Annotated in this window: 25 protein-coding genes and 2 pseudogenes; 11 read left to right on the top strand and 16 right to left on the bottom strand. The window is 71.8% G+C overall.

The window, feature by feature from the left end:
* Window positions 1–270 precede the first annotated feature (270 nt).
* Window positions 271–1716 (bottom strand): family 43 glycosylhydrolase, encoded by a 1446-nt coding sequence (locus Pma05_RS14590; RefSeq protein WP_203857920.1) that lies wholly within the window; start codon window positions 1714–1716, stop codon window positions 271–273.
* Window positions 1717–1956: 240 nt separating this feature from the next.
* Here Pma05_RS14590 and Pma05_RS44325 point away from each other — a divergent pair.
* Both Pma05_RS44325 and Pma05_RS44320 read left to right on the top strand, forming a co-directional pair.
* Window positions 1957–3285 (top strand): annotated as a pseudogene (locus Pma05_RS44325) (DUF6055 domain-containing protein); the annotation flags it as partial.
* 498 nt (window positions 3286–3783) lie between these two features.
* A pseudogene (locus tag Pma05_RS44320) lies at window positions 3784–4140 on the top strand (cellulose binding domain-containing protein); the annotation flags it as partial.
* 282 nt (window positions 4141–4422) lie between these two features.
* Here the strand turns inward: Pma05_RS44320 and Pma05_RS14580 are convergent.
* The 7 genes from Pma05_RS14580 to Pma05_RS14550 form a co-directional block, all read right to left on the bottom strand.
* Window positions 4423–4764 (bottom strand): MmcQ/YjbR family DNA-binding protein, encoded by a 342-nt coding sequence (locus tag Pma05_RS14580; RefSeq protein ID WP_203857919.1) that lies wholly within the window; start codon window positions 4762–4764, stop codon window positions 4423–4425.
* A gap of 85 nt (window positions 4765–4849) precedes the next feature.
* Window positions 4850–4999, bottom strand: coding sequence for a hypothetical protein (locus Pma05_RS14575; RefSeq protein WP_203857918.1), 150 nt, complete (start codon window positions 4997–4999; stop codon window positions 4850–4852).
* 9 nt (window positions 5000–5008) lie between these two features.
* Window positions 5009–5305, bottom strand: coding sequence for a hypothetical protein (locus tag Pma05_RS14570; RefSeq protein WP_203857917.1), 297 nt, complete (start codon window positions 5303–5305; stop codon window positions 5009–5011).
* Window positions 5306–5318: 13 nt separating this feature from the next.
* Entirely contained in the window at window positions 5319–5681 is a 363-nt protein-coding gene (locus tag Pma05_RS14565; protein ID WP_203857916.1) for a hypothetical protein, read from the bottom strand.
* Entirely contained in the window at window positions 5678–6730 is a 1053-nt protein-coding gene (locus Pma05_RS14560; protein ID WP_203857915.1) for a helix-turn-helix domain-containing protein, read from the bottom strand. Before Pma05_RS14560 ends, Pma05_RS14565 begins: the two co-directional genes overlap by 4 nt.
* A 125-nt stretch (window positions 6731–6855) precedes the next feature.
* A complete protein-coding gene (locus Pma05_RS14555) occupies window positions 6856–7593 on the bottom strand; it encodes a sugar phosphate isomerase/epimerase family protein (RefSeq protein ID WP_372441479.1) in 738 nt (245 codons plus the stop codon).
* A gap of 147 nt (window positions 7594–7740) precedes the next feature.
* Window positions 7741–8706: a Ppx/GppA phosphatase family protein gene (locus Pma05_RS14550; protein ID WP_203857913.1), complete on the bottom strand. Its 966-nt coding sequence runs from the start codon at window positions 8704–8706 to the stop codon at window positions 7741–7743.
* Between the two features lie 80 nt (window positions 8707–8786).
* Here Pma05_RS14550 and Pma05_RS14545 point away from each other — a divergent pair, with 80 nt between their 5' ends.
* On the top strand, window positions 8787–9686 hold the full coding sequence (locus Pma05_RS14545; protein WP_203858063.1) for a DUF3109 family protein: 900 nt from the start codon (window positions 8787–8789) through the stop codon (window positions 9684–9686).
* 84 nt (window positions 9687–9770) lie between these two features.
* On the opposite strand, the gene Pma05_RS14540 is transcribed toward Pma05_RS14545, so the two are convergent.
* Both Pma05_RS14540 and Pma05_RS14535 read right to left on the bottom strand, forming a co-directional pair.
* Window positions 9771–10454, bottom strand: coding sequence for a response regulator (locus Pma05_RS14540; protein WP_203857912.1), 684 nt, complete (start codon window positions 10452–10454; stop codon window positions 9771–9773).
* Between the two features lie 34 nt (window positions 10455–10488).
* Window positions 10489–11772 (bottom strand): sensor histidine kinase, encoded by a 1284-nt coding sequence (locus Pma05_RS14535; RefSeq protein ID WP_203857911.1) that lies wholly within the window; start codon window positions 11770–11772, stop codon window positions 10489–10491.
* Between the two features lie 219 nt (window positions 11773–11991).
* On the opposite strand from Pma05_RS14535, the gene phoU reads away from it, so the two are divergent.
* Window positions 11992–12639, top strand: coding sequence for a phosphate signaling complex protein PhoU (phoU, locus tag Pma05_RS14530; protein WP_203857910.1), 648 nt, complete (start codon window positions 11992–11994; stop codon window positions 12637–12639).
* Between the two features lie 60 nt (window positions 12640–12699).
* Here phoU and Pma05_RS14525 read toward each other — a convergent pair whose 3' ends face one another.
* Window positions 12700–13467 carry a phosphoglyceromutase gene (locus Pma05_RS14525; protein WP_203858062.1) on the bottom strand — a complete coding sequence of 256 codons (768 nt, stop codon included), beginning with the start codon at window positions 13465–13467 and terminating at the stop codon, window positions 12700–12702.
* Between the two features lie 187 nt (window positions 13468–13654).
* Between Pma05_RS14525 and Pma05_RS14520 the strand changes: the two genes are divergently transcribed.
* Window positions 13655–15052 carry an MDR family MFS transporter gene (locus tag Pma05_RS14520; RefSeq protein ID WP_203857909.1) on the top strand — a complete coding sequence of 466 codons (1398 nt, stop codon included), beginning with the start codon at window positions 13655–13657 and terminating at the stop codon, window positions 15050–15052.
* 485 nt (window positions 15053–15537) lie between these two features.
* On the opposite strand, the gene Pma05_RS44315 is transcribed toward Pma05_RS14520, so the two are convergent.
* From Pma05_RS44315 to mshA, 3 genes are all read right to left on the bottom strand, one after another.
* Window positions 15538–16572 carry a hypothetical protein gene (locus Pma05_RS44315; RefSeq protein WP_239312356.1) on the bottom strand — a complete coding sequence of 345 codons (1035 nt, stop codon included), beginning with the start codon at window positions 16570–16572 and terminating at the stop codon, window positions 15538–15540.
* Between the two features lie 189 nt (window positions 16573–16761).
* A complete protein-coding gene (locus Pma05_RS14510; RefSeq protein ID WP_372441475.1) occupies window positions 16762–17289 on the bottom strand; it encodes a type III secretion system chaperone family protein in 528 nt (175 codons plus the stop codon).
* A 74-nt stretch (window positions 17290–17363) separates the two neighbouring features.
* Window positions 17364–18737, bottom strand: coding sequence for a D-inositol-3-phosphate glycosyltransferase (gene mshA, locus Pma05_RS14505; RefSeq protein WP_203857907.1), 1374 nt, complete (start codon window positions 18735–18737; stop codon window positions 17364–17366).
* Between the two features lie 185 nt (window positions 18738–18922).
* On the opposite strand from mshA, the gene Pma05_RS14500 reads away from it, so the two are divergent.
* From Pma05_RS14500 to Pma05_RS14490, 3 genes are all read left to right on the top strand, one after another.
* Window positions 18923–19702, top strand: coding sequence for an SDR family oxidoreductase (locus Pma05_RS14500; protein WP_203857906.1), 780 nt, complete (start codon window positions 18923–18925; stop codon window positions 19700–19702).
* Between the two features lie 66 nt (window positions 19703–19768).
* Window positions 19769–19918: a hypothetical protein gene (locus tag Pma05_RS14495; protein ID WP_203858081.1), complete on the top strand. Its 150-nt coding sequence runs from the start codon at window positions 19769–19771 to the stop codon at window positions 19916–19918.
* On the top strand, window positions 19915–20703 hold the full coding sequence (locus Pma05_RS14490; RefSeq protein ID WP_239312354.1) for a class I SAM-dependent methyltransferase: 789 nt from the start codon (window positions 19915–19917) through the stop codon (window positions 20701–20703). Before Pma05_RS14495 ends, Pma05_RS14490 begins: the two co-directional genes overlap by 4 nt.
* Window positions 20704–20839: 136 nt before the next feature.
* Here Pma05_RS14490 and Pma05_RS14485 read toward each other — a convergent pair whose 3' ends face one another.
* The gene (locus Pma05_RS14485) at window positions 20840–21928 is read right to left on the bottom strand and encodes a UDP-N-acetylmuramate dehydrogenase (RefSeq protein WP_239312352.1); all 1089 of its coding nucleotides are present in this window, start codon (window positions 21926–21928) and stop codon (window positions 20840–20842) included.
* A gap of 64 nt (window positions 21929–21992) precedes the next feature.
* Between Pma05_RS14485 and Pma05_RS14480 the strand changes: the two genes are divergently transcribed.
* On the top strand, window positions 21993–22754 hold the full coding sequence (locus tag Pma05_RS14480) for a maleylpyruvate isomerase family mycothiol-dependent enzyme (RefSeq protein ID WP_203857904.1): 762 nt from the start codon (window positions 21993–21995) through the stop codon (window positions 22752–22754).
* Between the two features lie 126 nt (window positions 22755–22880).
* Complete coding sequence (locus Pma05_RS14475) at window positions 22881–23897, top strand: LacI family DNA-binding transcriptional regulator (protein ID WP_203857903.1); 1017 nt, start codon at window positions 22881–22883, stop codon at window positions 23895–23897.
* Between the two features lie 73 nt (window positions 23898–23970).
* Here the strand turns inward: Pma05_RS14475 and Pma05_RS14470 are convergent, their stop codons facing one another.
* Complete coding sequence (locus Pma05_RS14470) at window positions 23971–24807, bottom strand: EI24 domain-containing protein (protein ID WP_372441474.1); 837 nt, start codon at window positions 24805–24807, stop codon at window positions 23971–23973.
* 140 nt (window positions 24808–24947) lie between these two features.
* On the opposite strand from Pma05_RS14470, the gene Pma05_RS14465 reads away from it, so the two are divergent.
* On the top strand, window positions 24948–25925 hold the full coding sequence (locus Pma05_RS14465; protein WP_203857902.1) for a helix-turn-helix transcriptional regulator: 978 nt from the start codon (window positions 24948–24950) through the stop codon (window positions 25923–25925).
* Window positions 25926–25935 lie beyond the last annotated feature (10 nt).

The following is a 25935-nucleotide window of genomic DNA, read 5'->3' as shown; positions in this document are numbered from 1 at the left end:
TTCTCGTGTCGCAGACGAAGCACCGGGCGAGCCGCCGAACCGCTGCCCCGATCGCTGCCGCGCAGGCACCCGGGACCGGCTGGCGGCCCGGACGAGCCGGGCACAGGTCGGAGCCACCAGCCGGGGACCCATCGGGGCACCGCCCCGAAATCCTTTTCGGCAATGTAGGCACACCAGGACAGGCACGTCAAGACGAGTGTCTATACCTCGGGCGCATTGTCCCCTGTTTCGAAAGACATTTCGGAAGGCTTTCGGCTACCCGGCCCGCGGTCAAGCCGCCGGCTCGCCGGACGGTACGGCCAACTGCGCACCGAGTGGCACGGGGGTGCCGAAGTTGGGTGTGCCGTCGGCGTTCCAGGTGAACTTCTGGGCGCGGGTGGAGCGGTTCATGTCGCAGCCGCCACCGGCCGAACTGTTGGCGTGGTAGACGATCCAGTCCTCGGTACCGTCCGGCGACGTGAAGAAGCCGTTGTGGCCCGGCCCGTACACGCCGTTGGCGTTGCTGCGCTGGAACACCGGCTGCGACGACTTCACCCAGGACGACGAGTTGAGCGGATCGCCACCGTTGTAGGTGAGCATGCCCAGCTTGTAGTCCGGGGTGGAGCAGTGGCTGGCCGAGTAGACGATGAACGTCCGGCCGTTGCGCTGCAACACCTCCGCACCCTCGTTCACCGCGCCACCGACCGTCTCCCAGCCGTAGGTCGGCGTGGACAGGATCCGTCGCGTACCGCTGGCGGTCCACGGGTTGGACAGCGGCCGGATGAACATCGGCTGCGAACCGTTGTAGAACGTGCCGAGCAGGTACAGGTTGCCGTTGAGCTGGAGGATGCCGGGGTCCAGCTCCCAGGTGTTGTCCGCGGTCGGGTCGAGCAGGTCCGCCTTGAACGTGTACGGCCCCATCGGATCCGACCCGGCGCTCTCCAACACGTGGATCCGCTGGCTGCCCAGGTCGAAGGGCTCACGACCGGCGGTGTAGTAGAAATACCAGCGCCGCCCGTTCGGCCCGTCCAGCAGGTGGAACTCCGGCGCCCACATCGTGCCGGCACCGTTCGGCCGGGTCAGCGTGAACAACAGCGTGTCCGCCGCGGTGGCCAGACCGCCCAGCGTGCGCGAGCGACGCATCGTGATCGTGTTGTTCCAGGTCGTCGTGGCCAGGTAGTAGTACCCGTTGTAGTACGTCAACCAGGGATCCGGGCCGCGCGCCTTCAGCGGGTTCGTGAAGGTGGTGCGCGGCGGCGCGGTGGTCGGTGGCGCGGTGGTCGGCGCGGCGGTCGTCGGCACCGCGGTCGTCGGGGTGGTCGCCCCGGTGCAGGCGACGCCGTTGAGCGCGAAGCTGGTCGGCGCCGGGTTGGTCGAGTTGTTCCACGACGCGTTGAAACCGATGCTGACCTGGGCGCCGGTGCCGAGCCCGGCGTTCCAGCTCTGGTTGCGGGCGGTCACCTGGGCCCCGCTCTGGCTGAAGACGGCGCTCCAGCCCTGGCTGACCTGCTGCCCGGCGGTGAACGACCAGGTCAGGGTCCAGCCGTCGAGCGGGTCGCCGAGGTTCCTGAGGTCGACGGTGCCGGTGAACCCGCCGGGCCACTGGGACCCGATCCGGTAGGTCACCGAGCATCCGGCGGCGGCGGAGGCCGCGGTGACGGCGGTGACGGCGCCGACCGATCCGACGGCACAGACGGCCACGGCGGCGATGACAGAGCGCAATCGTGTGAGGCGCATGGGTGGCTCCCGATGGCAGGGGTCATGACGAAGGCGGTCGCCCGGGAGCCGGCTTCATGCATCAACGTATGTCAATCATCTCCGTCCCCGCAAGGCACCGCAAACGATTGAGATCAATCGCTTGACAGTGTCGGCGTACCCCACCCAAGATGTGGTGACTGGCCACTCCACGCATCCTGATCCGGGCAGGGATCACGGCGGCCACACCCGTATCTGCCCCGGACACGTAGGGATGCGACGATGAAAACCCGATCCGCATGGCGTCGCTGGCTGGCCGCGTTCGCGCTGGTCGCAGCCAGTACGACGACGCTGGTCGCGCCGCAACTGGCGCCCGCCGCCGAAGCGGCGGCCAAGACGGTCTGGATTCCGGACCGTTGGCAGAGCACCGGCGAGGTGCCCTGGGCGTCGAACCGCACCAGGGAATCGACCAACTTCATCCTGCTCTGGGGAGAGAAGTCCGGCACCAACCCGCTCACCGCGCCCGGCGAGTACCGGTTCGACCCGGACAACATCCTCAGCCAACTCGAAAACCTGTACTCGTTCTACGTGAACACGATGCGGTTCACGCCGGAGACCGGGCTGCTGGCCCAGCACAAGATCATCGTGATCGTCACGCGTACCTGGAACCGGACCGCGCTCGACGCCTGGGCAACCGGCGGCTCCACCGACGGCCGGGTGGGTGTCATCAACATCGCGCCCGGTGCCGCGCAGCCCGGTTCCTGGGGCCTGGCGCACGAGCTGGGGCACGTGATGCAGAACTACACGTTCCTCGGCCGCTCCGGCATGGGCTTCACGCACGCCTCGGCCGGCACCTTCTGGGAGGCCAGCGCCGAGTTCATGGCGATGCAGGTCTACCCGCGCGGCGGCGCCGGTGACCTCACCCGCTGGCTGCGTACCGAGAACCTGTACTACTCCTCGTCCCGGCACCACTACGGCGCCTGGATGCTGTTGCAGTACATCAAGGACCGCGACGGCATCGAGATGGTCAACCGGATCTGGAACGAGGCCCGCAACACCGAACACCCGCTGGAGGTGTACCGGCGGATCACCGGCATCAACCAGGCCGAACTCAACCGGCGCGTCGGCGAGTACGCCCAGCACAACGTCACCTGGGACTACGCCAACCGCGCCGACTTCATGCCGTTCATCAACAGTGTCTACGGCGCCGGTTTCCTCAACGCCTACAAGGGCGTACCGGTCGAGGCGGTCAACGCGAGCGCCCGGCACTACCGCGTCTCCGACGCGATGGCGCCGTCCGACTACGGCTACAACAAGATCCAGCTCGTTCCGGACAGCGACGGCGCGCTGATCCGCCTGCACCTGAAGGGTCATGCGGAGACCGGGGCCACCGGCTGGACGTTCGGGTTCGTCGCGGTGCGCAACGGCACACCCAGGTACGGGCCGCTGACCCAGGGCACCTCCGGTCAGCTCAGCTTCCAGACCCAACCCGGTGAACGCGAGGTGTTCCTGGTCGTCACCGGCACCCCGGCCAGCGCGGTGCCGAAGTACGCGTTCCTCGACGGCTGGCCGAAGAACCGCCGCTACCCGTACGAGTTCCGCATCTCCGGTGCGATCCCGTCCGGCCACGAGCCCGGCTACCAGAAGCCGGCCGCCACCAACGGCGGGCGTTGGCACTCCAACGGCGGCGGTTGGGTCGCCGGCAACGCGAACGTGGCCGCGACCGCGTACGTCGGGCCGCGCGCCGCCGTCTACAGTGGATCGGTGACCGGCAACGCCCGGATCGAGGATCTGGCCTGGGTCAACGGCGGCACCGTCAACGGAAACGCGGTCGTCAAGGGCAACGCGATCATCCACGGCGGCGTGACCATCGGCGGCAGCGCGGTGGTCGGCGGCGACGCCGAACCACCGGCCGGGCCGACCGGAGGCAACTGCTCGTCGGGCACGTACCTGATGTTCAACCCGAGCCGGAGCTGCGACGGCGGCGGCGGTGAGGCGGATGTCAACCCGCCGCACGGCACGTTCAGCTCCGACGAACTCGCCATCACCGGCGGGACCAATCCCACCACCCCGCCGCCCACCGCCACCCCGACACCGACCACCCCGACACCGACGACGCCACCGGCCAGTACGCCGCCGCCGGGTGGCACGGCCGCCTGCCGGGTGGCGTACGCGGCCAACTCCTGGAACAACGGGTTCACCGGCGATGTGACGGTCACCAACACCGGCACCAGCGCCGTCAACGGCTGGACGCTGAGCTTCTCGTTCCCGACCGGTCAGCAGGTCACCAACAGTTGGAACGCCACGGTGACGCAGAGCGGATCGACGGTGACCGCCCGGAACGCGGCCCACAACGGCTCGATCACACCGAACGGCACCGCCTCGTTCGGCTTCCAGGGCACCCACGGCGGCACCAACCAGCCGCCCACCGGCTGGACCCTGAACGGCTCCCCCTGCACCACCTGACGGCCGACCGGGGTGGGGCACGGTTGCCGCCCCACCCCGGAAGCCGCCCCGAGTCCGGGCTGCGGCGGGACGAGGCGCTTCGCTACCGGAATGCGGGCCAGTACTCCGCCCTTCAGGGCGGGGGTGAAGGCCCGCGCGGGGATGGCCGCCAAGGCCCGAGCCGATTGGCGACAGCCCTGATCCTGGGGACCCTGCTGGCCGCCGGGTTGGCCGGCTGTCGAACTCTGCCGGCTGCCCGGCGTCACCCGGGTGGTGCTGCCACCGAAGATGGGCGGCTGACGGTCAGCCGCCCAGCCGCTGCCGGGCCAGGAACTTGGGCACGACCATCCGCCACGCCTCGGTGACCAGCTCGGTCATCTGGTCGTGGTCGAGCCGGGCCAGGTGACAGCAGACCCAGTTGAACCGCAGGTCGGACTCGCCGGGCAGGAAGAACAGCTCCGGGTCGCTGGCGACCAGGGCGTCGCGCTCCTCTTTGGGGAAGCCGAAGCCCATCGTCGTCTCGTCGCGGGAGAAGGCGACGTAGACGATCGCGCCGACCCGGAACTTCACCCGGTCACGGATCAGGTGCTCGCTGCTGCGCGGCAGCGTCCGGGCCAGCGCCCGCACGTCGGCTACGGTCACCACCCGCCGAGCGTAGCGCCGAGCACCGACACTCTGGTCGACTCGGCCGGCACCGGGAAACGGGTGATCCGTGCAATCCCTGCACGAGTCACGAAGACTCGACCTCTGGTACGAGCCGGCGGACCAGCGCCCGCATCCGGGTCCGTTCGGTGGACGAGGCCGACATCTGCTTCAGACCAGCACCGTTCGACGCGCCGAAGAATCGGCACAGCACCAGTGCGGCCTGGCGCCCGGTCACCGTCTTCGGCTATGCCGACTCCCGCAGGCCAGCGGCGTACGCGGCATTCAGTAGTCGCCAGAGGTCTACCGCGTCCTTCGCGGCGAACCGCCCCCGGTAGGCCAGCGCCTTGAGGCACACCGCCGAGATGAGTTCTGGCAGCACGAGCCGGATTGCGAGTTCGGTTCCGCTGGTGAGGCGTACCTGAACCTCCACGACCGCGCCAGGACGGTGTAGTGCCAGCAGTAGTCCGGGCACCTCATCGACGACGAGTTCCCCCGTGCCGCTGGTTCGGTACGAGCGCGCCTCGGTATGAGGGGCCAGCACGTCGATCACCAACTCAAGCGGCCCGTACGGGTCGGACAGCTCCCGCACGAACCGGGTTGGCCGCCCCGCGCGGCAGGTACCCGTGCCTGGTCAGCGCCGGCGGAAGACGCGGGTCGGCGATCACCGCCGGCAGCGCCGCGAAGTCCGCGTCCGCCGTTTCCCGCATCGGCACCTGGTCCGCGACTCCGTGTACGGCGACGAGCAGTGTCACCATGTGCCCGCCGACGATTCGATAGTCCACACCCAGCGTGGCCGCGATCATCGAGAGATCCGCAAGGGTCAGGTAGCCCGCGTCCGCCGCTCGACTGGTGGAGACGATCGAGATCGGAAGTGCCGGCGGCGGCGCCGCAGCTCCGGTCGGCGATCGACCTGTCATGCCACGGCCTCTCCGTACGCGCGCCGACTGCGGCTCCGCAGTTCTCGCCACAACCGCACCACCGCCTCCTCGGCGTCCGCGCCGGGTGCCCGGTGGACGTCCCAGATGACCTGCATCAGGTCCGCCAGCGGCAACGGCGTGCTCCGTCGGGACGCGCCCGGCACACCGACCGGCCACACCCCCGGATCCTGGGGCACGATGAACTCCAGTGTCGCGTCCTCCTCCGCCGCCGGCACGAACCCGGACGCGGCCGGATCGACGCCGTTGCGGGCGTAGACGACCGCGCGATTCGGACTGCGCCACGGCGCGATGAGGTCGGCGGCGACGTCACCGGACAGCACGGCCGCGGGCTGGTCGACCGTGGTGGCCCGACGAGTGGCCGTGTCGACCTGCTCCATCACCGTGCGTGCCTGCGTGATGGCGGGGTCCAGGCTGTACCAGTACGTGCTGAGCCCGCCCGGGCCGGGATACTCCGCCAGCCACCAGCCCAGCAGGCGGTCGAAGTCTCGTATCCGCCAGCCCACTCCGGTGCGCTCGACCAGCCCCTGGTCGGTGAACCACCGGAGTGCCTGGGACACCCGGGGCTGCGAGAGCCCCGTCAGATCCGCCAACTGCTGCTGGGTCGCGTACGGCTGTTTCAAAAGCCGGCGTACCAGGGTGAACGTTCCCCAGGGCACCGGGCCGGTCCGGCGCCGCCCCGAGGAACGGCGCTGGACCTCGTTGCCGGAGGCCCCGACGTCCAGCCGATTCCCCGCGACGCGCAACACACCCGTGACCTGCCGACCGTCATCGACGAGCCAGGACCAACCAGCGGCATCCAGCATCGCCCGCACCGCAGGGGACGCCGCCGGCACGATCAGCAACCCCGGCTCTGTCTGCCGTTCGAGGATGCCGACGAGATCGCGAGGGTGCAGTGGTCTCGCCCGGGCGAGGACTTTGGTCGATGCATGGTGTTCGGCGTGACGTAGCTCGACGCGCTCGGCATCGACCGGCACGACGACAACGCCCGCGTCGGCCAGAGCCTGCCATGGCCGGGACGACATAAGCATTATCAGCTCTCCTCTGACAATACTTATAGCATGCCCTGGGGCACGAGGGGGCGAGATGTAGAAATCGAAGTATATCTATCAATCGGCGGTGGCGGCCGACGGCAGATGCAGTCGCGGACGGTAACTCAGCGGGCGTCGACCGGGGTCGGCGCGGCCAGGTGCTGGCGGGCGAACTCCAGCGCCGCCCGCAGGTCGCCCTCCCGGTCGGCCCGGCTGCGGGCCCGCCGGGTGGAGACCTCGACCGCGACCGAGCCGGTGAAGCCCCGCCCGGCGAGCGAGGTCAGCAGCTCGGCACAGGGCTGGGTGCCCCGGCCGGGCACCAGGTGCTCGTCCCGGCCCTCGCCGGTGCCGTCCCCGAGGTGTACGTGCGCCAGCCCGGCCCCCATCGTGTCGGCCATCTCCAGCGCGTCGCTGTGCGAGGCGGCGCAGTGCGACAGGTCCAGGGTGTAGGCGGGATAGCCGGTCTCGGTCGGGTTCCACCCCGGCATGTACGGCACGAACTCCCGGCCGGCCATCCGGACCGGGTACATGTTCTCCACCGCGAACCGGATCCCCGGGTGCTCCTCGCCGAGTGTGCCGAGCCCGTCGACGAACGAGCGGGCGTATTCCCGCTGCCAGGTGAACGGCGGGTGCACCACCACCGTCGGCGCCTCCAGGGTCTCGGCCAGTACCGCCGAGCGGCGCAGCCGCTCCCACGGGTCGGAACTCCAGACGCGCTGGGTGACCAGCAGGCAGGGCGAGTGCACCGAGAGCACCGGTACGTCGTAGTGCCGGGCCAGGCCGCGCAGCGCTCCGGCGTCCTGGCTCACCGCGTCGGTCCAGACCATCACCTCGACGCCGTCGTAGCCGAGCGCCGCCGCCATCTCGAAGGCGGCTGCGGTCGGCTCGGGAAAGACCGAGGAACTCGACAGCAGTACGCGGGTGGTCACGGTCTCAGGGTAGCCCGACCAGGCACACCACACCCGGCCGCGGATCGGGCCCAAAGCCGCAGCAACGGACAAAACAGCAGGTCACACCGGCTGCCGCGGACCCTGTGCCGGCTCCAGCAGATCGAGCCGGCGCAGGATCACACCCTCCCGGAGCGCCCACGGGCAGATGTCCAGGTTCTCCACCCCGAGCCGGCGCATCGCCGCCTCGGCCACGATCGCCCCGGCCAGCAACTGGTGCGCCCGGCGCGCGCTGACCCCTTCGAGTTCGGAGAGTTTGCTCGGCGGGATGTGCCGGATGAAGCCGATCACCTGCCGCAGCCCGGTCTGGGAGAGGCTGCGCGGCGCCCAGAGCCCGTCCGACGACGGCGCCGCCCCGGCCAGCCTGGCCAGGCTCCGGAAGGTCTTGCTGGTGGCGGCGACCTGGTCCCAGCCGACCTCGACGGTGTCGTCGACCACGGTGTCGAGCATCTCCTCGACGTACGCCTCCAGCTTGGTCACCGCCGCCGACGACGGGGTGTGGTGGCTGTCCGGCCCCACGTCCAGCCACTCCCGGGTGAGCCGGCCGGCGCCGAGCGGCAGCGAGTGGGCGAACTCGGGTTCCTCGTCGATCCCGGCCGCCAGCTCCAGCGAACCGCCGCCGATGTCCAGTACCAGCAGCCGACCGGCGGACCAGCCGAACCACCGGCGTACGGCGAGGAAGGTCATCCGGGCCTCGTCGGCGCCGGAGAGCACCTGGAGGCGTACCCCGGTCTCGGTCCGGACCCGGGTCAGCACCTCCGGCGCGTTGGTGGCGTCCCGGACCGCGGAGGTCGCGAAGGCCAGCAGGTCGTCGGCGGTCAGCCGGGCCGCGGCCATCTTCGCCTCGTTCACCGCCTCGACCAGGGCATCCGCCCCGGCGACCGTCAGCTCACCGTCCCGGCCGATCTGCTCGGCGAGCCGGATCACCGCCTTTTCGGAGTGTGCCGGCCAGGGATGGGCGCCGTGGTGCGCGTCCACGACCAGAAGGTGCACGGTGTTGGAACCGACATCAAGCACGCCGAGTCGCATGGGAAAGACACTAGACGCAGGTCGCGGGCGGATAGCGGGCGTAGGCTGGCCGGGTGGCAACAGCACGTAACCAGCTCCGGATCCTGGTGGACGACCCCGACGACCCCCGCGGCCGGGAGGTCCCGCTCGACTTTCCCCGGGAGTGGCTCGAATTCGCCGACCCGGCCGACCCCGAGCACCTGATCCGGGCCGACCTGACCTGGCTGCTCTCCCGGTGGACCTGCGTCTTCGGCCAGACCTGCCACGGCATCATCGCCGGCCGGGCCGCCGACGGCTGCTGCTCGCACGGCGCGTTCTTCACCGACGCCGACGACGAGAAGCGGGTCCGCTCGGCGGTCAAGCGGCTCACCCCGCAGACCTGGCAGCACTACCGGCGGGGCTTCAAGAACTACACCGAGCTGGACTCGGTGGACGGCGAGACCCCGGCCCGGCGTACGGCGACCCGGGGCGAGGAGGCGCCGTGCGTCTTCCTCAACGACGCGGACTTCGCCGGCGGGGGCGGCTGCGCGCTGCACGCCCAGGCGCTGCGCGACGGGGTACACCCGCTGGAATACAAGCCGGACGTCTGCTGGCAACTGCCGGTACGCCGGGACCAGGACTGGGTGAAGCGACCGGACGGGACGAAGGTGCTGGTCTCGACGCTGGGCGAGTTCGACCGGCGCGGCTGGGGCGCGGGCGGTCACGACCTCGACTGGTGGTGCACCTCGTCGCCGGAGGCACACGTCGGCACCGAGCCGATGTATTTGTCGTACGAGCCGGAGCTGACCGCGCTGGTCGGCAAGCCGGCGTACGCGAAACTGGCCGAGCTCTGCGCGGAGCGGGAGCGGCGCGGCCTGGTGGCGACACACCCGGCGACCGCCGGGGCCGACCCGGTGTTGGACCGCCGGGAGGAGGGCGGCCGGGAGCCGGCCAGCCCGAGGGCCGCCACCGCCGGCCGGCGGCCGGCACCGCAGCGCAGGCCGCGCGGCACCAGAGGCTGAGCCGCCGCCCGCCGCCCGGAAACGGCGACGCCCCGCGCCGGCCTCGACCCGGCTGCGGACCACGGCCCCGACCGGCTGCGCGGCCTACGGCTCGAACTTGTAGCCCAGGCCCCGGACGGTGACGATGAAGCGCGGCGCGGAGGGCTCCGGCTCGACCTTCGAGCGCAGCCGCTTCACGTGTACGTCGAGGGTCTTGGTGTCGCCGACATAGTCCGCGCCCCAGACCCGGTCGATCAACTGTCCCCGGGTGAGCACCCGTCCGGCGTTGCGGAGCAGCAGCTCCAGCAGCTCGAACTCCTTCAGCGGAAGCTGCACCGGGGCGCCGTCGACGGTGACCACGTGCCGCTCGATGTCCATCCGGACCGGGCCGGCGGTCAGCGTCGGGGTGCCCGGCTCGACGGTCTCGTTGCCGCGCCGCCGGAGTACCGCCCGGACCCGGGCGACCAGCTCGCGTGGCGAGTACGGCTTGGTCACGTAGTCGTCGGCGCCGATCTCCAGCCCGACCACCTTGTCGATCTCGCTGTCCCGGGCGGTGACCATGATGATCGGCACCTGGGAGCGCTGGCGGAGCTGCCGGCACACCTCGGTACCGGACATCTCGGGCAACATCAGGTCGAGCAGCACGATGTCCGCGCCGGTACGGTCGAACTCGGTCAGCGCCGCCGTGCCGGTCGCCGCGGCCGAGACCTCGAATCCTTCCTTGCGCAGCAGGTAGGAGAGGGCGTCGGAAAACGACTCCTCATCCTCGACCACGAGTACGCGGGCCACGGACTTTCCTTTCTGGTGACGGTCCGCCTCGGAACTATCCGAAGGAACCGGTCTCGATCTCAACTGACGGGGCTGGCGGTAGGAAGGCGTCCGGCGGACGCGCGGGAAGCCGGAGGGTGAACGTCGAGCCTCCACCAAGAGTGCTGGAAACCTCGACCCGGCCGCCATGGTTGGTGGCGATGTGCTTGACGATCGCCAGGCCGAGGCCGGTCCCGCCGGTCTGCCGTGACCGGGCCTGGTCGGCCCGGTAGAACCGCTCGAAGATCCGGCCCACGTCGTCCGGGGCGATCCCGATGCCCTGGTCGGTGACGGCGATCTCGATGTGTTCGCTGGTGCTCTTGATCGCCACGGTGACCTGGGTCTGTTCCGCCGAGTACGCGATCGCGTTCTCCACCAGGTTGCTGACCGCGGTGGCGATCTGGCTGTCGCTGCCGTAGACGGTGAGGTCCCGTTCGCCCTCGACCACGACGGTGATCTCCCGGGCGGTGGCGGCGGTGCGGGTCCGGTCGACCACCTCGGCGGTGACCCAGTCCAGCGCTACCGGCTCCGGCGCGGGCAGCGGCTCCGCGCCCTGCAACCGGGTGAGTTCGAGCAGCTCGTTGACGAGCTTGCCGAGCCGGGTGGACTCGTGCTGGATCCGCTCGGCGAACCGGCGGGCCGCCGCCATGTCCTCGGTGGGGTCCAGCGTCGCGTTACCGGCGGTCTGGTCGGTGGCGTCCAGCAGCGCCTCGGCGAGCAGTTGCAACGCCCCGATCGGGGTCTTCAGCTCGTGGCTGACGTTGGCCACGAAGTCCCGGCGGACCCGGGCGACCCGGTGCGACTCGGTCACGTCGGCCGCCTCGACCGCGATGTAGCCGGAGCCCAGGCCCATCGCCCGCAGGTGCACGCCGAGCGGGTCGGACATGCCACCCTCGCGACCCCGGGGCAGGTCCAGCTCGACCTCGCGGCGCACTCCGGTGCGCCGCACCTGGCCGGCCAGGGTACGGATGATCGGGTGCGCGACGACCGTGCCGGGGGTACTGCCGACCCGGAGCAGTCCCATCGCCCGGGCGGCCGGGTTCACCAGGACCGGGACGTCGTGTGCGTCGAGGACGACCACCCCGACCCGGAGCGAGTCGAGGCTCTTGCGGCCGAGTCCCGGCAACCCGCCGGCCTGCTCGTCAGTGCCTATCGCCGGCCTCCTGTTACTGCGTGTCCCGCCTCGTCCGGTCGTGGTGCCGCCGGCCGAGAACCATCCGGAGACCCGGTGGCGGAGCGGACCGAGGGACAGGCCGAGACCGAGCCCGACGAGCACGCCCGCGACCACCCCCCATTCCACGCGGCGATCGTAGGGTCATCGTTAACCTGTCGACCAGGCAAAATTGGGCGAATCACGCGCCGATCGGAGAATGTTCACCCCCCGGCCCAGTGCCGTTCACAGATGTTCACCACGGCGCCGCCCAATCCCCCTACCGTGGTCGGGACCGACACCTGTACGACCGTCCGTGGGCGAAACCACCACGGTCGGCGAAACCGCCACTCCCACCAGGACGTGATCATGCGCGAGGAATTCCGGATCGACCTGAACATCGTGAGCCAGTTGCTGGTCGACATGGCCGAGGCGATCCGGGCCGCGATGCGCCAGGCCACCCGGGCACTGCTCACCGCCGACCGGACGGCCGCCGAGACCGTGATCGAGCGGGACGCGGAGATCGACTCCCTCTACCGGCAGGTCGAGGAGCGGGTCTGCGACCTGCTGGCCCGGCAGGCGCCGGTCGCCTCCGACCTGCGCGCCCTGGTCACCGCCCTGCACGTCGCCGCCGACCTGGAGCGGATGGGCGACCTCGCCGACCACGTGGCCAAGACCGCCGTACGCCGGCACCCGTCGCCCGCCGTACCGGCCGAACTGCGCCCGGTCTTCACCGAGATGGCCGGAGTGGCGGACCGGATCGCCGACAAGATCGCGAACGTACTCTCCAAGCCCGACGCCGACCTCGCCGCCGAACTGGACCGGGACGACGACGCCATGGACAGCCTGCACCGGCAACTCTTCGCGGTGCTGCTCGCCGACGACTGGCCGTACGGGGTGGAGACCGCCATCGACGCGACCCTGCTCGGCCGCTTCTACGAGCGGTACGCCGACCACGCGGTGAACGCCGGCCGCCGGGTCGTCTACCTGGTCACCGGCGAGACCGTCACCGACTGAGCCGCGGACGCCGAGAGCCCCTCCCCGGTCGGGAAGGGGCTCTCGGCGTAGCGGGACGGTTCAGCGGCCTTGGTTGGCGACCGCGGCGGCGGCATCCTTGGCCGCCTCGGGGTCGAGGTACGCCCCGCCGGTCACCAGCGGGCGCATCGACCGGTCGAGGTCGTAGCGCAGCGGGATCCCGGTCGGGATGTTGAGCTTGGCGATCGCCTCGTCGGAGATGCCGTCCAGGTGCTTGACCAGTGCCCGCAGCGAGTTGCCGTGCGCGGCGACCAGCACCGTCCGGCCGGCCAGGATGTCCGGCACGATCGCGTCGAACCAGTACGGCAGCATCCGGTCGACGACGTCCTTCAGGCACTCCGTCTTCGGCATCAGCTCGGGCGGGAGCAGGGCGTAGCGCGGGTCGCCGACCTGGGACCACTCGTCGCCGTCGGCGATCGGCGGCGGCGGGGTGTCGTACGACCGGCGCCAGAGCATGAACTGCTCCTCGCCGTACTCGGCCAGGGTCTGCTTCTTGTCCTTGCCCTGGAGCGCGCCGTAGTGCCGCTCGTTGAGCCGCCACGAGCGGCGTACCGCGATCCAGTGCCGGTCGGCAGCGTTCAGCGCCAGCTCGGCGGTGCGGATCGCCCGGCGGAGCACGCTGGTGTGCAGCACGTCGGGCAGCAGGTTGTGCTCGCGCAGCAGCTCGCCGCCGCGCCGGGCCTCGCTCTCACCCTTGGCCGTGAGGTCCACGTCGACCCAGCCGGTGAAGAGGTTCTTGGCGTTCCAGTCGCTCTCGCCGTGCCGGAGCAGCACCAACGTGCCGACCGCGGCGCCCTCGCCTGCCACCACGGTTTCCTCCGGCCGATCACTCGTGCTCGCAGTCATGGAACTCATCCTGCCGGACCCGGCTGGCCGGCACGCGACGACCCGGGGTGACGACCGACACGTGGAAAACGGGATGACCAGGCCGGACCCGCCGCACTAGCTTCGTAAGGCGTTTGAGGATAAGCGGTCATTACAAGTACGGGGGCGGCGGATGCGGACGGTCGGGAAGTGGTTCCAGGACACCACCGGCGGTCTACCCCGGACCTTCTGGTACCTCTGGGCCGGCACGCTGGTCAACCGGCTCGGTTCCTTCGTCCTCGTCTTCCTGGCCATCTACCTGACCACCGCACGGGGCTTCTCCGAGTTCCAGGCCGGGATCGTGCTCGGGCTCTGGGGCGCCGGCGGTGCGGTCGGCACCCTCACCGGCGGGATCCTCGCCGACCGGTGGGGCCGGCGACCCACCCTGCTCACCGCACACCTGGGCGCGGCGGCGATGATGCTGGCGCTCGGGTTCGCCCGGGACCTGTGGCTGGTCGGGCTCGGCGCGCTGCTGCTCGGGATGTTCGCCGAGGCGGCCCGGCCGGCCTTCGGCGCGATGATGGTCGACGTCGTACCCGAACGGGACCGGCTGCGCGCCTTCACCCTGAACTACTGGGCGATCAACCTCGGCTTCGCATCCGCCGCGATCCTGGCCGGGCTGGCCGCCGAGGCGAGCTACCTGCTGCTCTTCGTGGTCGACGCGGCGACCACGGTCAGCACCGCGCTGATCATCTTCCTGAAGGTGGGCGAGACCCGGCGGGTCCGTACCGAGCCGTCCGGGCGGGCCGCTCCGCACCGGGCCGGGCGGGCCGCTCCGCACCGGGGCGGGCTGGGCAGCGCGCTGCGGGATCGGGTCTTCGTCGGTTTCGTGGCGCTGAACGTCCTGATGGCGCTGGTCTTCATGCAGCACATCTCGATGCTGCCGATCGCGATGGGCCAGGACGGGCTGTCGCCGTCGACGTACGGGTCGGTGATCGCGGTCAACGGGGTGCTGATCGTGGCCGGGCAACTCTTCGTACCGCGACTGATCCGGGGACGGGGCCGGTCCCGGGTGTTGGCGCTGGCCGCGCTGATCGTCGGGGTCGGCTTCGGGCTGACCGCGTTCGCGGACGTGGCCTGGTTCTACGTGCTCACCGTACTGATCTGGACCCTCGGCGAGATGCTCAACTCGCCGTCCAACTCGACCCTGATCGCCGAGCTCTCCCCGGCGGCGCTGCGCGGTCGCTACCAGGGGCTCTTCTCGCTCTCCTGGTCGGTGGCGACGTTCGCCGCCCCGATCACCGGGGGCTTCGTACGGGAACAGTTCGGCAACGCGGCACTCTGGTTGGGCTGCGCGGCGCTCGGCGGGGTGGTGGCGGTCGCCCACCTGCTCTCCGGCCCGGCCCGGGAACGGCGGGTCAGGGCGCTACGCACGACCGGGGCCGGAGCCGCGGAGCCGGCCGAACCGAAGGCCGACGCGCCCGGACCGGAGGCGGAGGTGGGCGTACCGGCCGGCGGGTCGTCGGGCAGCCGGTTGCGGAGTGCGGGAATTCCGGCAACTCGACCGAACCACATGTCCACTTCCAGTTGACGGACAATCCGGATCCGGACGTCGCGCGGGGAATTCCGTTCACCTGGCTCGCCTGACGGGGAATCGGCGTAGCGGGCAACGGAGAGGTCGTCGAGATCGACACCGCGACGACGCGGTGGGCGACAAGGGATTTCACCGCCGGGTAACGAGACCGGACAGGGTGGACCGGCGGCGGCGGGCGACGTTCACCCCCGTAAACGTCGCCCGCACACACCGCCGGTTACAGGTGGCGGCGCCGTCCCCCAACGGCTTCGACTGCCACCCGTCCCCCAGCGCCAGTGCCCGGTGCACAGATCTGCGCGATCTGCCGTTCCCCCGAACGCTTCCGAGCGTGGCGCGTGCAATAACGTTAGTTGTCGCCGGATGACCGACACAAGCCGGTAACTCTGTCTCGCCCATCACATCCAAGGGCGATCGATTTCCGGCGCCATCGTTGTGCAACACCGCAGGTACCCCGGAACATTCCCGGTCCACCCACCCGGAACTCAGCCGTCCTCGCGCATCGGCGATTCGGTACGGAAGAAGTTGCTCTGCCGACCGTCGGAAAGCTGCTCCTGGTAAATGAAATTCAGTTGGCGTAGGTCGAAGGTGTGGAACCACTCGTCCCAGCTGACCGGCTTCAGTCGTCCGCCTTCCCGCCAACCGGGGAAGTCAAACGTCAGTACGCCGAGCCGACCCTCGCGTTCGGTGCCCTCGATCGTGGCCGGTTGGGCGTTCCGGCCCTCCGCCCAGCGCCGGATCACGTCGTGGTCCTGGGTCACCAGGCTCCGCCCCGGACGCTCCGGGGTGTCCTGCGGCGAGGCGATCGGCTGGGCGTACTTCAGCGACTTCGACTTCCCGCCACCGGTCGAGGTGGACTTCCGGGCCCCGTTCGCCTTCCGGGCCGGTGCGGCGCTCGGCTTCCGGGCTCCGGTCGTCTTGCGAGCGGCCGTGGTGCTCTTCCCGGCGGTCGTACCCTTCCGGGCTCCGGTCGTCTTGGCCGGACCGGTCGCCCGGGTGCCGGCCGTCTTGGCCGGACCCGTCGCGCGGGCGCCGGGAGCCTTCCGGGCCGGCGCCGTGGCGGTCCGCTGGGCGCCACCCGTCCGGGCGGAGGTCACCTTGCGGGCCGGCGCCTTCCGGGCGGCGGCCACCGTCTTGCGGGCCGGAGCCTTCTTCGCGGGGGCCTTGCGGGCGGGCGCCTTCTTCGCGGTGGCCCGCTTGGCCGGCGCCTTCTTCGCGGGCGCTCGCTTGGCCGGCGCCTTCTTCGCGGTCGCCCGGGCCGTGGTGGTCTTCCGGGCCGGCGCCTTCTTCGCCGCGACCGTACGTGACGGTGCCTTCTTCGCGGTCGCCCGCTTGGCCGGCGCCTTCTTCGCGGTCGTCTTCCGGGCCGGCGCCGCCGTGGCCTTCCGGCCGGTCGTACCGCCCCGGCCCTCGGCTTTCAGCGTCCGGACCAGGCTCTTCACCAGATCCATCTTGCGAAGCGCGGATATACCTGAAATGCCGCGTTTCCTGAGCTGTCCCCGGATGTCGTCGACCTTCATCAAGCTGATCTTGCGCTCGTTGATGTCACCCGTACTGCTGCTGGATCGGCGCTTCGTCGCGGTCGCGGTTGCGCCGCGACCGGAACTGTTCCGCTGAGCCATGAGATCCTCACGCTCCCTCTGACAGTCTGACCTCGGCAGGCGGCGCGGCCATCGCCACATCCTGGTGCCGCCGCCGGGGCATACCCGTCAGGGGCGGTCCAAACCCGAGTTTTCCGTCGCCGAACGCTCGAAGAGGTGCGCGAACGCTCGCAGGTTCGCCAACGACTCGCCCCGGCTGACCCGCCACTCCCACTCCCGGCGGATCGCCGTACCGAAGCCGATCTCCAGCATGGTGTCGAACGACTCGTCCGCGTAGGTCAGTACGGAGCCGAAGAGGCGGTCCAACTCCTCCTCGGTCACCCCGGCCAGGCCCACCCGGCCGGTCAGGTAGACGTCACCGACCGCGTCGACGGAGAACGCCACGCCGTACATCCGGGCGTTGCGCCGCAACAGCCAGGTGAAGAGTTCCTCGCGCCGCTCGTCCGGCTGGCGCATCACGAACGCCTCGACCCGCAGCGAGTGCTCCCCGACGATCAGGTTGCAGACCGTCTTGAGCTTGTGCGTACCGGGCAGGGTGACCGCATACGAGTGTTCACCGGTCGGCTCGCAGGCCAGCTCCCGGTCGGCACAGACCGACTCGATCAGCCGACCGATCTCCGCCCGAGACTCCACCATCTTGCCGCCCACCTTCCGGTCCGGGCCGTGCCGTGGCAACGCGACGTCCAGCGCGACACGCGTACGCAGGGCGTTCAGCAGGTCGCCAGCGGGAGCGTCGCCGTGCCGTCCGCCAGCTCGGACGCGAGCCGGTCACGGTACTCCGCCACCGCCTCACGGTAGACCCCGAGCAGCCCGCTCGCGGTACGCGCCCAGGAGAAGGCGCGGGCGTGCTCGACCGCCCCCCGGGACAGCTCGGCCCGCCGCCGTGGCGCGGCCAGCAGGCCGCCGAGTACCCGGGCCCAGTCGCGCGGATGGTGCCCGTCGACGAGTACGCCGCTGCTGCCGTCCCGGACGGCGGTGACCAGACCGCCCACCGCGGCGGCGACCACCGGGGTACCGCAGGCCTGTGCCTCCAGGGCGACCAGGCCGAACGACTCGTTGTGCGACGGCACCGCCACCAGGTCGGCGGCCCGGTAGAGCGCCGGCAGGTCGTCGCCGGTCTGCGGCGGCAGGAACCGCACCGCACCGCCGACACCGAGCTTGCCGGCGAGTTCGATCAGCGAGGTCGGCTGGTCCAGCCCGCTGCCGCTCGGCCCGCCCGCGATCACCACGGTGACCGTCTCGGCGGTCCCGGGCTGCCAGCTCCACAGCTCGGCGAGCGCGTGCAGCAGCACGTCCGGCGCCTTCAGCGGCTGGATCCGGCCGACGAAGGCGACGATCGTGCCCCGTTCGGGCAGCCCCAACCGCCGCCGGGCGGCGAGCCGGACCGCCTCCTCCAGTCCGGCCGGGGACGGGGTGAACCGGTCCAGGTCGACGCCGGGGCGGACCACCTCGACCCGTTCCGGGTCGGCGTCGTACCGGGAGATCAGGTCCCGGGCCTCGACCGTGGTGTTCGCGACCAGCCGGTCGGCCTCGGCCACCACCTGCTCCTCGCCGATCACCCGTGCCTTCGGCTCGGGCCGGTCCCCCTCGGCGAGCCGGGCGTTCTTCACCTTGGCCAGGGTGTGCGCGGTGTGCACCAGCGGCACCCCCCAGCGCTCCTTGGCCAGCCAGCCCACCTGTCCGGAGAGCCAGTAGTGCGAGTGGATGAGGTCGTAGAAGCCGGGCGGGCGGGCGGCCTCGGCCCGGAGTACGCCGGCGGTGAAGGCACAGAGCTGGCCGGGCAGCTCCTCCTTGGCCAGTCCCTCGAAGGGGCCGGACGTGACGTGCCGGACCGTCACCCCGGGGGCCATCTCGACCACCGGCGGCAGGTCGCTGGAGGTGGCCCGGGTGAAGATCTCGACCTCGACCCCGGCCTCGGCCAGCCGCCGGGAGACCTCGACGATGTAGACGTTCATCCCACCGGCGTCGCCGGTGCCGGGTTGGTGCAGCGGTGAGGTGTGCACGGAGAGGGTCGCGATGCGTCGCGGCGTCGGCCACGGTTGGATGCCTCGTTGCCGGGCTACCCCGGTGTGCAGTTCCGCCACGTCCGCTCCTTCTGTCAACGTGTTGCGCCGACCCCGCACGACCGGGTCACCTCACAGAGCAACCACCGTGGTGGGTGTCATCTTCCCCATCGGGCGACCGCCAATCGTCCGGGCGCCCGAGGAGGTGACCGACCTCATTCGGGCCCAGGCCACGGCATCGGGACGGCTTGGGCCAGAATGTCCCGATGACCCCTGTCGCGATCGTCACCGGTGCGTCCAGCGGAATCGGTGCCGCCACGGCCCGCCGGCTGGCCGCCGAGGGCTTCTCCGTGCTCGCCGCCGCCCGCCGGGCCGACCGGCTGGACGCCCTGGTCGAGGAGATCCGCCGGTCCGGGGGTACGGCGACCGCGCAGACCTGCGACGTCACCTCGGACGGGTCGGTGGCGGAGCTGGCCGCCGCCGCCGGAAGGCTGGGCGGGCCGGTCACCCTGCTGGTCAACAACGCCGGTGGCGCGCGCGGCGTGGATCCGGTCGAGTCGGGCTCGGTCGCCGACTGGCAGTGGATGTACGACGTCAACGTGCTCGGCACGCTCCGGGTCACCCAGGCGCTGCTGCCCGCGCTGGAGTCCTCCGGCGCCGGCACGGTGGTGGTGCTCAGCTCCACCGCCGGCCTGATCGTCTACGAGGGCGGCGGCGGTTACGCGGCGGCGAAGCACGCCCAGACGGCGCTGGCCGAGACGCTGCGGCTGGAACTATGTGGACGGCCGGTCCGGGTGGTCGAGATCGACCCGGGCATGGTCCGGACCGAGGAGTTCGGGCTGGTCCGCTTCGACGGGGACACCCAGCGGGCGGCGGCGGTCTACGCCGGAGTCGCCGAGCCGCTGGTCGCCGACGACGTGGCCGACTGCATCGCCTGGTGCGCCACCCGGCCGCAGCACGTCAACGTGGACCGGCTGGTGGTCCGCCCGCTGGCCCAGGCGGCCCAGCACAAGGTGCACCGGGTCGGGACCGACACCGGGGCGTGAGCCGGGTGCCGCCGCAGCGGTCGGACCCCACCGCCGGTGACCCGGGCGCCGGGGTGCCCGTTCGAGGTGAACCGGAAGCCGGTGTTCCCAGGCGAGCAGATCCGGGAGCCGGTGCGCCCGGTCGACCGGCTCGACCGGCCGCGTCGATCGGCCGGCGCGGCGGTGCACCGGCCGGTCCGGGTCGCGGCGGCGCGGTCCGCCCGGTCGGAGCGGTGACCCGGGGCACCACCAACCCCAACCGGCTGCGCCGGGTGGACAACTGGATTGCGGCGACCTGTGCCGACCTGCTCCGGGACACCCGTGATCCGCTGGTGGTGGACCTCGGCTACGGCGCCAGCCCGGTCACCGTGGTCGAACTGCGGGCCAGGTTGGCCGCCGCCGTCCGGCCGGATGTCCGGGTGGTCGGGCTGGAGATCGATCCGGTACGCGTCGCCGCCGCCGCGCCCGCCGCCGACCCGCCCGGGCTGGCCTTCGGCCGGGGCGGCTTCGAGCTGGCCGGGCTGCGCCCGGTGCTGGTCCGGGCGTTCAACGTGCTGCGGCAGTACGCCGAGCCGGAGGTCGAGCCTGCCTGGCGGGCGATGACCGGGGCGCTGCGACCGGGCGGGGTGCTGGTCGAGGGGACCTGTGACGAGCTGGGCCGGCTGGCGAGCTGGCTACTCGTCGACGCCAGCGGCCCCCGCTCGCTGACCCTGGCCGCCCGGCTCCGCACACTCGACAGTCCGGCCACGCTGGCCGAGCGGCTGCCGAAGGCGCTGATCCACCACAACGTGCCGGGGACGGGCGTACACGCGCTGATCCGGGCGTTGGAGGAGGGCTGGCGGGACGCGGCCCCGTACGCCACCTTCGGGCCCCGCCAGCGCTGGCGGCGTACGGTCGACGCGGTCCGCGCGGCCGGCTGGCCCGTACTGGACCGGCCGGCCCGGTGGCGGCTCGGCGAGGTGACCGTGCCGTGGTCGGCGGTGGCGCCACCCGCCGACGGCCCGTCGGAAGCGCGGCGGTAGCTCGGGTGTGCCCGGGCGCGGGCCGGCTCTCGGGTGCGGTATGCCCGGGCGTGGGCCGGCTATCGGGTGCGGTGTGCCCGGGCTGGCCCTCGGCTGGCGCGGTTGAGTTGGCCGAGGGGTGCGGTCGAGCTGGCCGTCAGAGGGCGCAGTTGACCAGTACCGGCTCCGGGTGCAGGGTGGCGCCGAACCGGTCGTGCACCCCGTCGCGGATCTCCCGGGCCAGCGCCAGCAGAGCCCCGGTCGAGCCGCCGTCCCGGTTGGTCAGCGCCAGGGTGTGCTTGGAGGAGATGGCCACCCCGCCCGGCCCCTGGTAGCCCTTCGGATAACCCGCCTTGTCGATCAGCCACGCGGCGCTGATCTTCACCGTGCCGCCCGTGCTGGGCCAGGACGGTGGCTCACCCAGCCCGGCGGCCCGGTCCCGCAGTGCCTGGTACGCCCCGGCGTCCAGCACCGGATTGGTGAAGAACGACCCGACCGAGCGGGTGTCCGGGTCGGCCGGATCCAGCACCATGCCCTTGCCGGCGCGCAGCGCGCGTACGGCCGACCGGGCGTCACCGAGCGGCACCCGGTCACCGACCTCCACCCCGAGCGCCCGGGCCAGCTCGGCGTAGCGCACCGGAGCGGAGAGCGTCGAGCGGAGCAGCCGGAAGTCGACGGTGAGCACCGTCGCCCGGTCGTTGTACTTGAAGACGCTGGACCGGTACCCGAAGGCGCACTCGGCCGCGCTCATCCGGATCACCTCGCCGGTCAGCCGGTCGTACGCCTCGACCCCGGCGACCGTCTCCGCGACCTCCTGCCCGTACGCCCCGACGTTCTGGATCGGGGTGGCGCCGGCCGACCCGGGGATGCCGGAGAGGCACTCCACCCCCGACCAGCCGGCCTCGACGGTGGCCGCGACGAGGTCGTCCCACGGCTCGCCGGCCGCCACCCGGATGGTCACCGCCGCCTCGTCCTCGGCGACCACCTCGAAGCCCCGCGACCGGACCAGCAGTACCGTGCCGGGGAATCCCTCGTCCGCGACCACCACGTTGCTGCCGCCGGCCAGCACCAGGACGGGTTCGTCCCGCAGCTCGGCCTCGCGGAGTCTTCCCGGGATGTCATCCGTTCGGGTGACGGTGACAAGTCGCCGGGGCGCGCCGCCGAGCCGCAGGGTCGTATATCCGGCCAATCGTGCGGGATCGGCGGAGTCGGCGGCAGTTATCGGGCGGGCGTTAACGTCTGGCACACCATTCACCCTAGGCTGAGAGACAGCCCGGCCGGTGGCGGCCCGGTGGCACGGGAGGATCGTCATGACCAGACTGCACGGCACCAAGGACTTCTGGATCGGGGCGCTCCGCGCCGAGGGGCCGACCTTCGGCGCCACGGTCGCCGAGGCGCCGCTCGACATCCGGGTGCCGTCCTGTCCCGAGTGGACCATGACCGATCTGGTGCACCACCTCGGGTCGGTCTACGCCCGGGCCCGGGGCATCGTGAGCCGAGGCAGCACCGAGCGGGCCGACCCGCTCACGGTACCTCCGGGCCTGCCGACGGGGCCGGCGGCCGTGGAGTGGTGGCGGCAGGAGTTCGACCAGCTCATGGCCGTGCTGGACGGGGTCGACCCGGAGGCGCCGGCCTGGAACTACGCACCCCAGCCGAAGAAGGCCGGGTTCTGGCACCGCCGGATGGCGCAGGAGACCGCGGTGCACCGCTGGGACGCGCAGATGGCGGCCGCCGCCGGCGAGCCGATCGAGACCAAGCTCGCGGCGGACGGGGTCGACGAGGTGCTCGACACCCATCTGCCGGCCGGCCGCCGCGCCTCCGACCAGCCGTTCCACGGGGTGGTCCACCTGGTCGCGACCGACGCCGGCCAGGAGTGGTACCTGCGGCTGCGCGGTGCCGGGATCGCCCTGCTGGACACCGACACGATCCTGGACAGCGACGACCACCACGCCCGGGCGCAGATCTCGGGTACGGCCAGCGACCTGCTGCTGGCCCTCTGGGGCCGGCTCGGCTTCGACGCCCTCGACGTGGCTGGCGACGCCGGGCTGTTGGAGGGGCTGCGCGTCGGCTGACCGGAGGCGGACCGGGCCACGCGAGCCGGGCGTGTCGTGGTCGAGGGTTCGGCGCCCGCCGACGGGGTTGTTGACCTTCAGGCGCGCGTGGAACCATTTTCCCGGCGGCTGAGCTGAGGAGCGGAGATGGCGGTGACCCGCGCGCGGCCCACGCTGGAGGCGGTGGCTCAACGGGCCGGGGTGTCCCGGGCCACCGTGTCCCGGGTGGTGAACGGCTCGACCACGGTCGCCGAGCCGATCCAACAGGCGGTCCGGCGGGCGGTACGGGAGCTGGGCTACGTACCCAACCTCGCGGCGCGCAGCCTGGTCACCCAGCAGACCGACTCGGTGGCTCTGATCCTGCCGGAGGCGTCCACCCGGGTCTTCTCCGACGACCAGGTGTTCCCCGGGATCATCCTCGGGGTCAGCCGGGAGCTGGAGGCCGCCGGCAAGCAGCTCGTGCTGACCCTGGCCGAGTCGGCGGCCAGCCACGAGCGGGTCGAGCGCTACGCGATGGGCGGGCACGTGGATGGCGTACTCTTCGCCTCCCTGCACGGCGCCGACCCGCTGCCCGGCGCGCTCGCCCAGGCGGGGCTGCCGGTGGTGTGCAGCGGGCGCCCACTCGGCGAGCCGCCCGTCCCGGTGCCGTACGTCGACGTCGACCACGTCGCCGGGGTACGCGGCGCGGTCCGGCACCTGCTGAGGTCGGGCCGGCAGCGGATCGCCACCATCGCCGGCCCGCAGGACATGGTGGCCGGGATCGACCGGCTCGCCGGCTACCGGGCCGAACTCCGGGACACCGGACACCGGCAGGTCGAGGCGTTCGGCGACTTCACCCGGGAGTCCGGGGCGGTCGCGATGCGGCAGCTCCTGGCCCGGGAGCCGACCCTGGACGCGGTCTTCGTCGCCTCCGACCTGATGGCGCACGGCGCACTCCGTACGCTGCGCGAGGCGGGACGGCGGGTGCCGGAGGACGTGGCGCTGATCGGTTTCGACGACATCGAACTGGCCGGCTACACGGACCCGCCGCTGAGCACCGTACGGCAGCCGATCCAGGATCTCGGCCGGACGATGACCCGCCAACTGCTCCGGCTCGCCGCCGGGGAGCGGATCGAGCCGACCGTCCTGCTCCCCACCGAACTCGTACTACGCGCCTCCACCTGACCCGCCCCGCCCTGACGAGCGGGCGGTCAGTCGAACTTCCGGCGTACCCGATGGGGGACCAGTTCGATCCGCATCAGGATGCCTCGGGAGCGGGCACGGCAGTCTGGTCGGGGTGGTCGATCGACTGGCCGAGCGTGCGCCGGGCCAGCAGGGTGGCCCCGGCGATCGCGGCCGGGGTGAGCAGCACCGCGCCGAGCGGGATCAAGAAGCAGAGGAAGACCGCCACCCCGAAGCCCAGGGTCAGCGGGCGGTGCGCCCGCAACGCCCGCTGCCGGTCCGGCAGCCGGAGCCCACGCCGCTGGAACGGTACCCCGACCATGCCCATCGCGAGGAACCAGCCGCCGACCATCGCGGCGATCACCGGTACGACGAACTGCCCGAGAACCGGCACGAACCCGGCGACGAAGAGCGGTACGCCGAACAGCACCGACCGGACCAGCAGCCGCGCCGCGTCGGCGATGCTGCGCCGCAGTGACCGCCACCAGGGCAGCTCGACCTCGTCCGGCACCCCGCCGTAGCGCTCCTCGACCCGTTCGGAGATCTTCTCGTAGAACGGGTCGCCGATCACCAGCGTGATCGCGGTGAAGGTGAGCACCCCGAGCAGGCCGCCCAGGCCGAGCAGGGCGAGCCCGGCGATCAGCCGGAGGGTCTGGCGCGCGACGTTCGACCAGTCGTCGGCGAACGGGGTGATCAGCGCGGCGAGGTCGTCGGAGAAGTAGATCAGCGTGCCGAGCCCGGCCAGGTAGAGCGCCCCGGAGATCACCGCGGGCACGATGCCGAGCAGGACCAGCATCGGACTGCGGCCGTAGACCGCGAGCCCCCGGAACAGCAGCCCGACGCCGGAGCCGAACGCGGAGAGGAACGGACCGATCCGGCGGGGTCGCGCCTCGGTGGGGGTGTGGGTCTGCACGACCGGCAAGCCTATCGGCCGCTTCCACCACCGGCACGACGACGAGTCCCTGCCGCCGCCCGGCGACTCGGCGCTGTCGCCCGGCGGAGATGCGCCGCCGCCCGGTGGAGACGTCGGCGCCGCCGGGCAGGATGGGACGCATGCGCGCCGCCCGGTTGATCTCCCTGGTCCTGCTGTTGCAGAACCGTGAGTCGATGACCGGCGCCGAGCTGGCCCGGGAGCTGGAGGTCTCGGAACGGACGATCTACCGGGACGTACTGGCGCTGAGCGCCGCCGGCATCCCGGTCTACGCCGACCGGGGCCGGGGCGGCGGCTACCGGCTGCTCGGCGGCTACCGGACCCGGCTGACCGGGCTGAGCCGGACCGAGGCCGACGCGCTCTTCCTCTCCGGGCTGCCCGGCCCGGCCGGCGAGATGGGCCTCACCGACGTGGTGGCGGCGGCCCAGCTCAAGGTACTCGCCGCGCTGCCGAGCGGGCTGCGGGACGCGTCGACCCGGGTGGAGCGGCGGTTCCATCTCGACATACCGGGGTGGTTCCGGACAGCGGATCCGCCGGACGGGCTCGGCGAGTTGGCCGAGGCGGTGTGGCAGGACCGGACGGTCGAGTTCCGGTACCGCCGTGGCGACCGGGAGGTGACCCGGACCGTCGAGCCGTACGGGCTGGTGTGCAAGGCCGGTGGGTGGTATTTGGTGGCCCGGGTCGGGGCGGGGCACCGCACCTACCGGGTGGACCGGATGACCGAGGTGACCGTCGGCGCGGAGACGTTCGCCCGGGACGTCTCGTTCGAGCTGGCCGGCTACTGGGCCAGCCAGGCGGAGCAGTTCGTCCGGCAGATGCTGCGCGACGAGATCACGATCCGGCTCAGCCCCGCCGGCCGGTACGCCCTGCGGTTTGTCACCGAGCCACCCGCCGTACGGGAGGCCGAGGCGAACGCCGGGGAGCCCGACGAGCAGGGCTGGGTGGTGACCCGGCTGCCCGTCGAGTCCCCCGATGTCGCGTACAGCCAGGTACTCAGCCTCGGCCCGGAGGTCGAGGTGCTGGAGCCGCCGGAGTTACGTGCCCGGCTCAGCTCGGCGGCCCGGCGGCTGGGCCAGCTCTACGACGGCGACCGGCGGTAGCCGGTGTGGG

This window comes from Plantactinospora mayteni (assembly GCF_016862935.1).
Classification (GTDB): Bacteria; Actinomycetota; Actinomycetes; order Mycobacteriales; family Micromonosporaceae; genus Plantactinospora; species Plantactinospora mayteni.
This window is presented reverse-complemented; position numbering and strand designations above follow the sequence as displayed.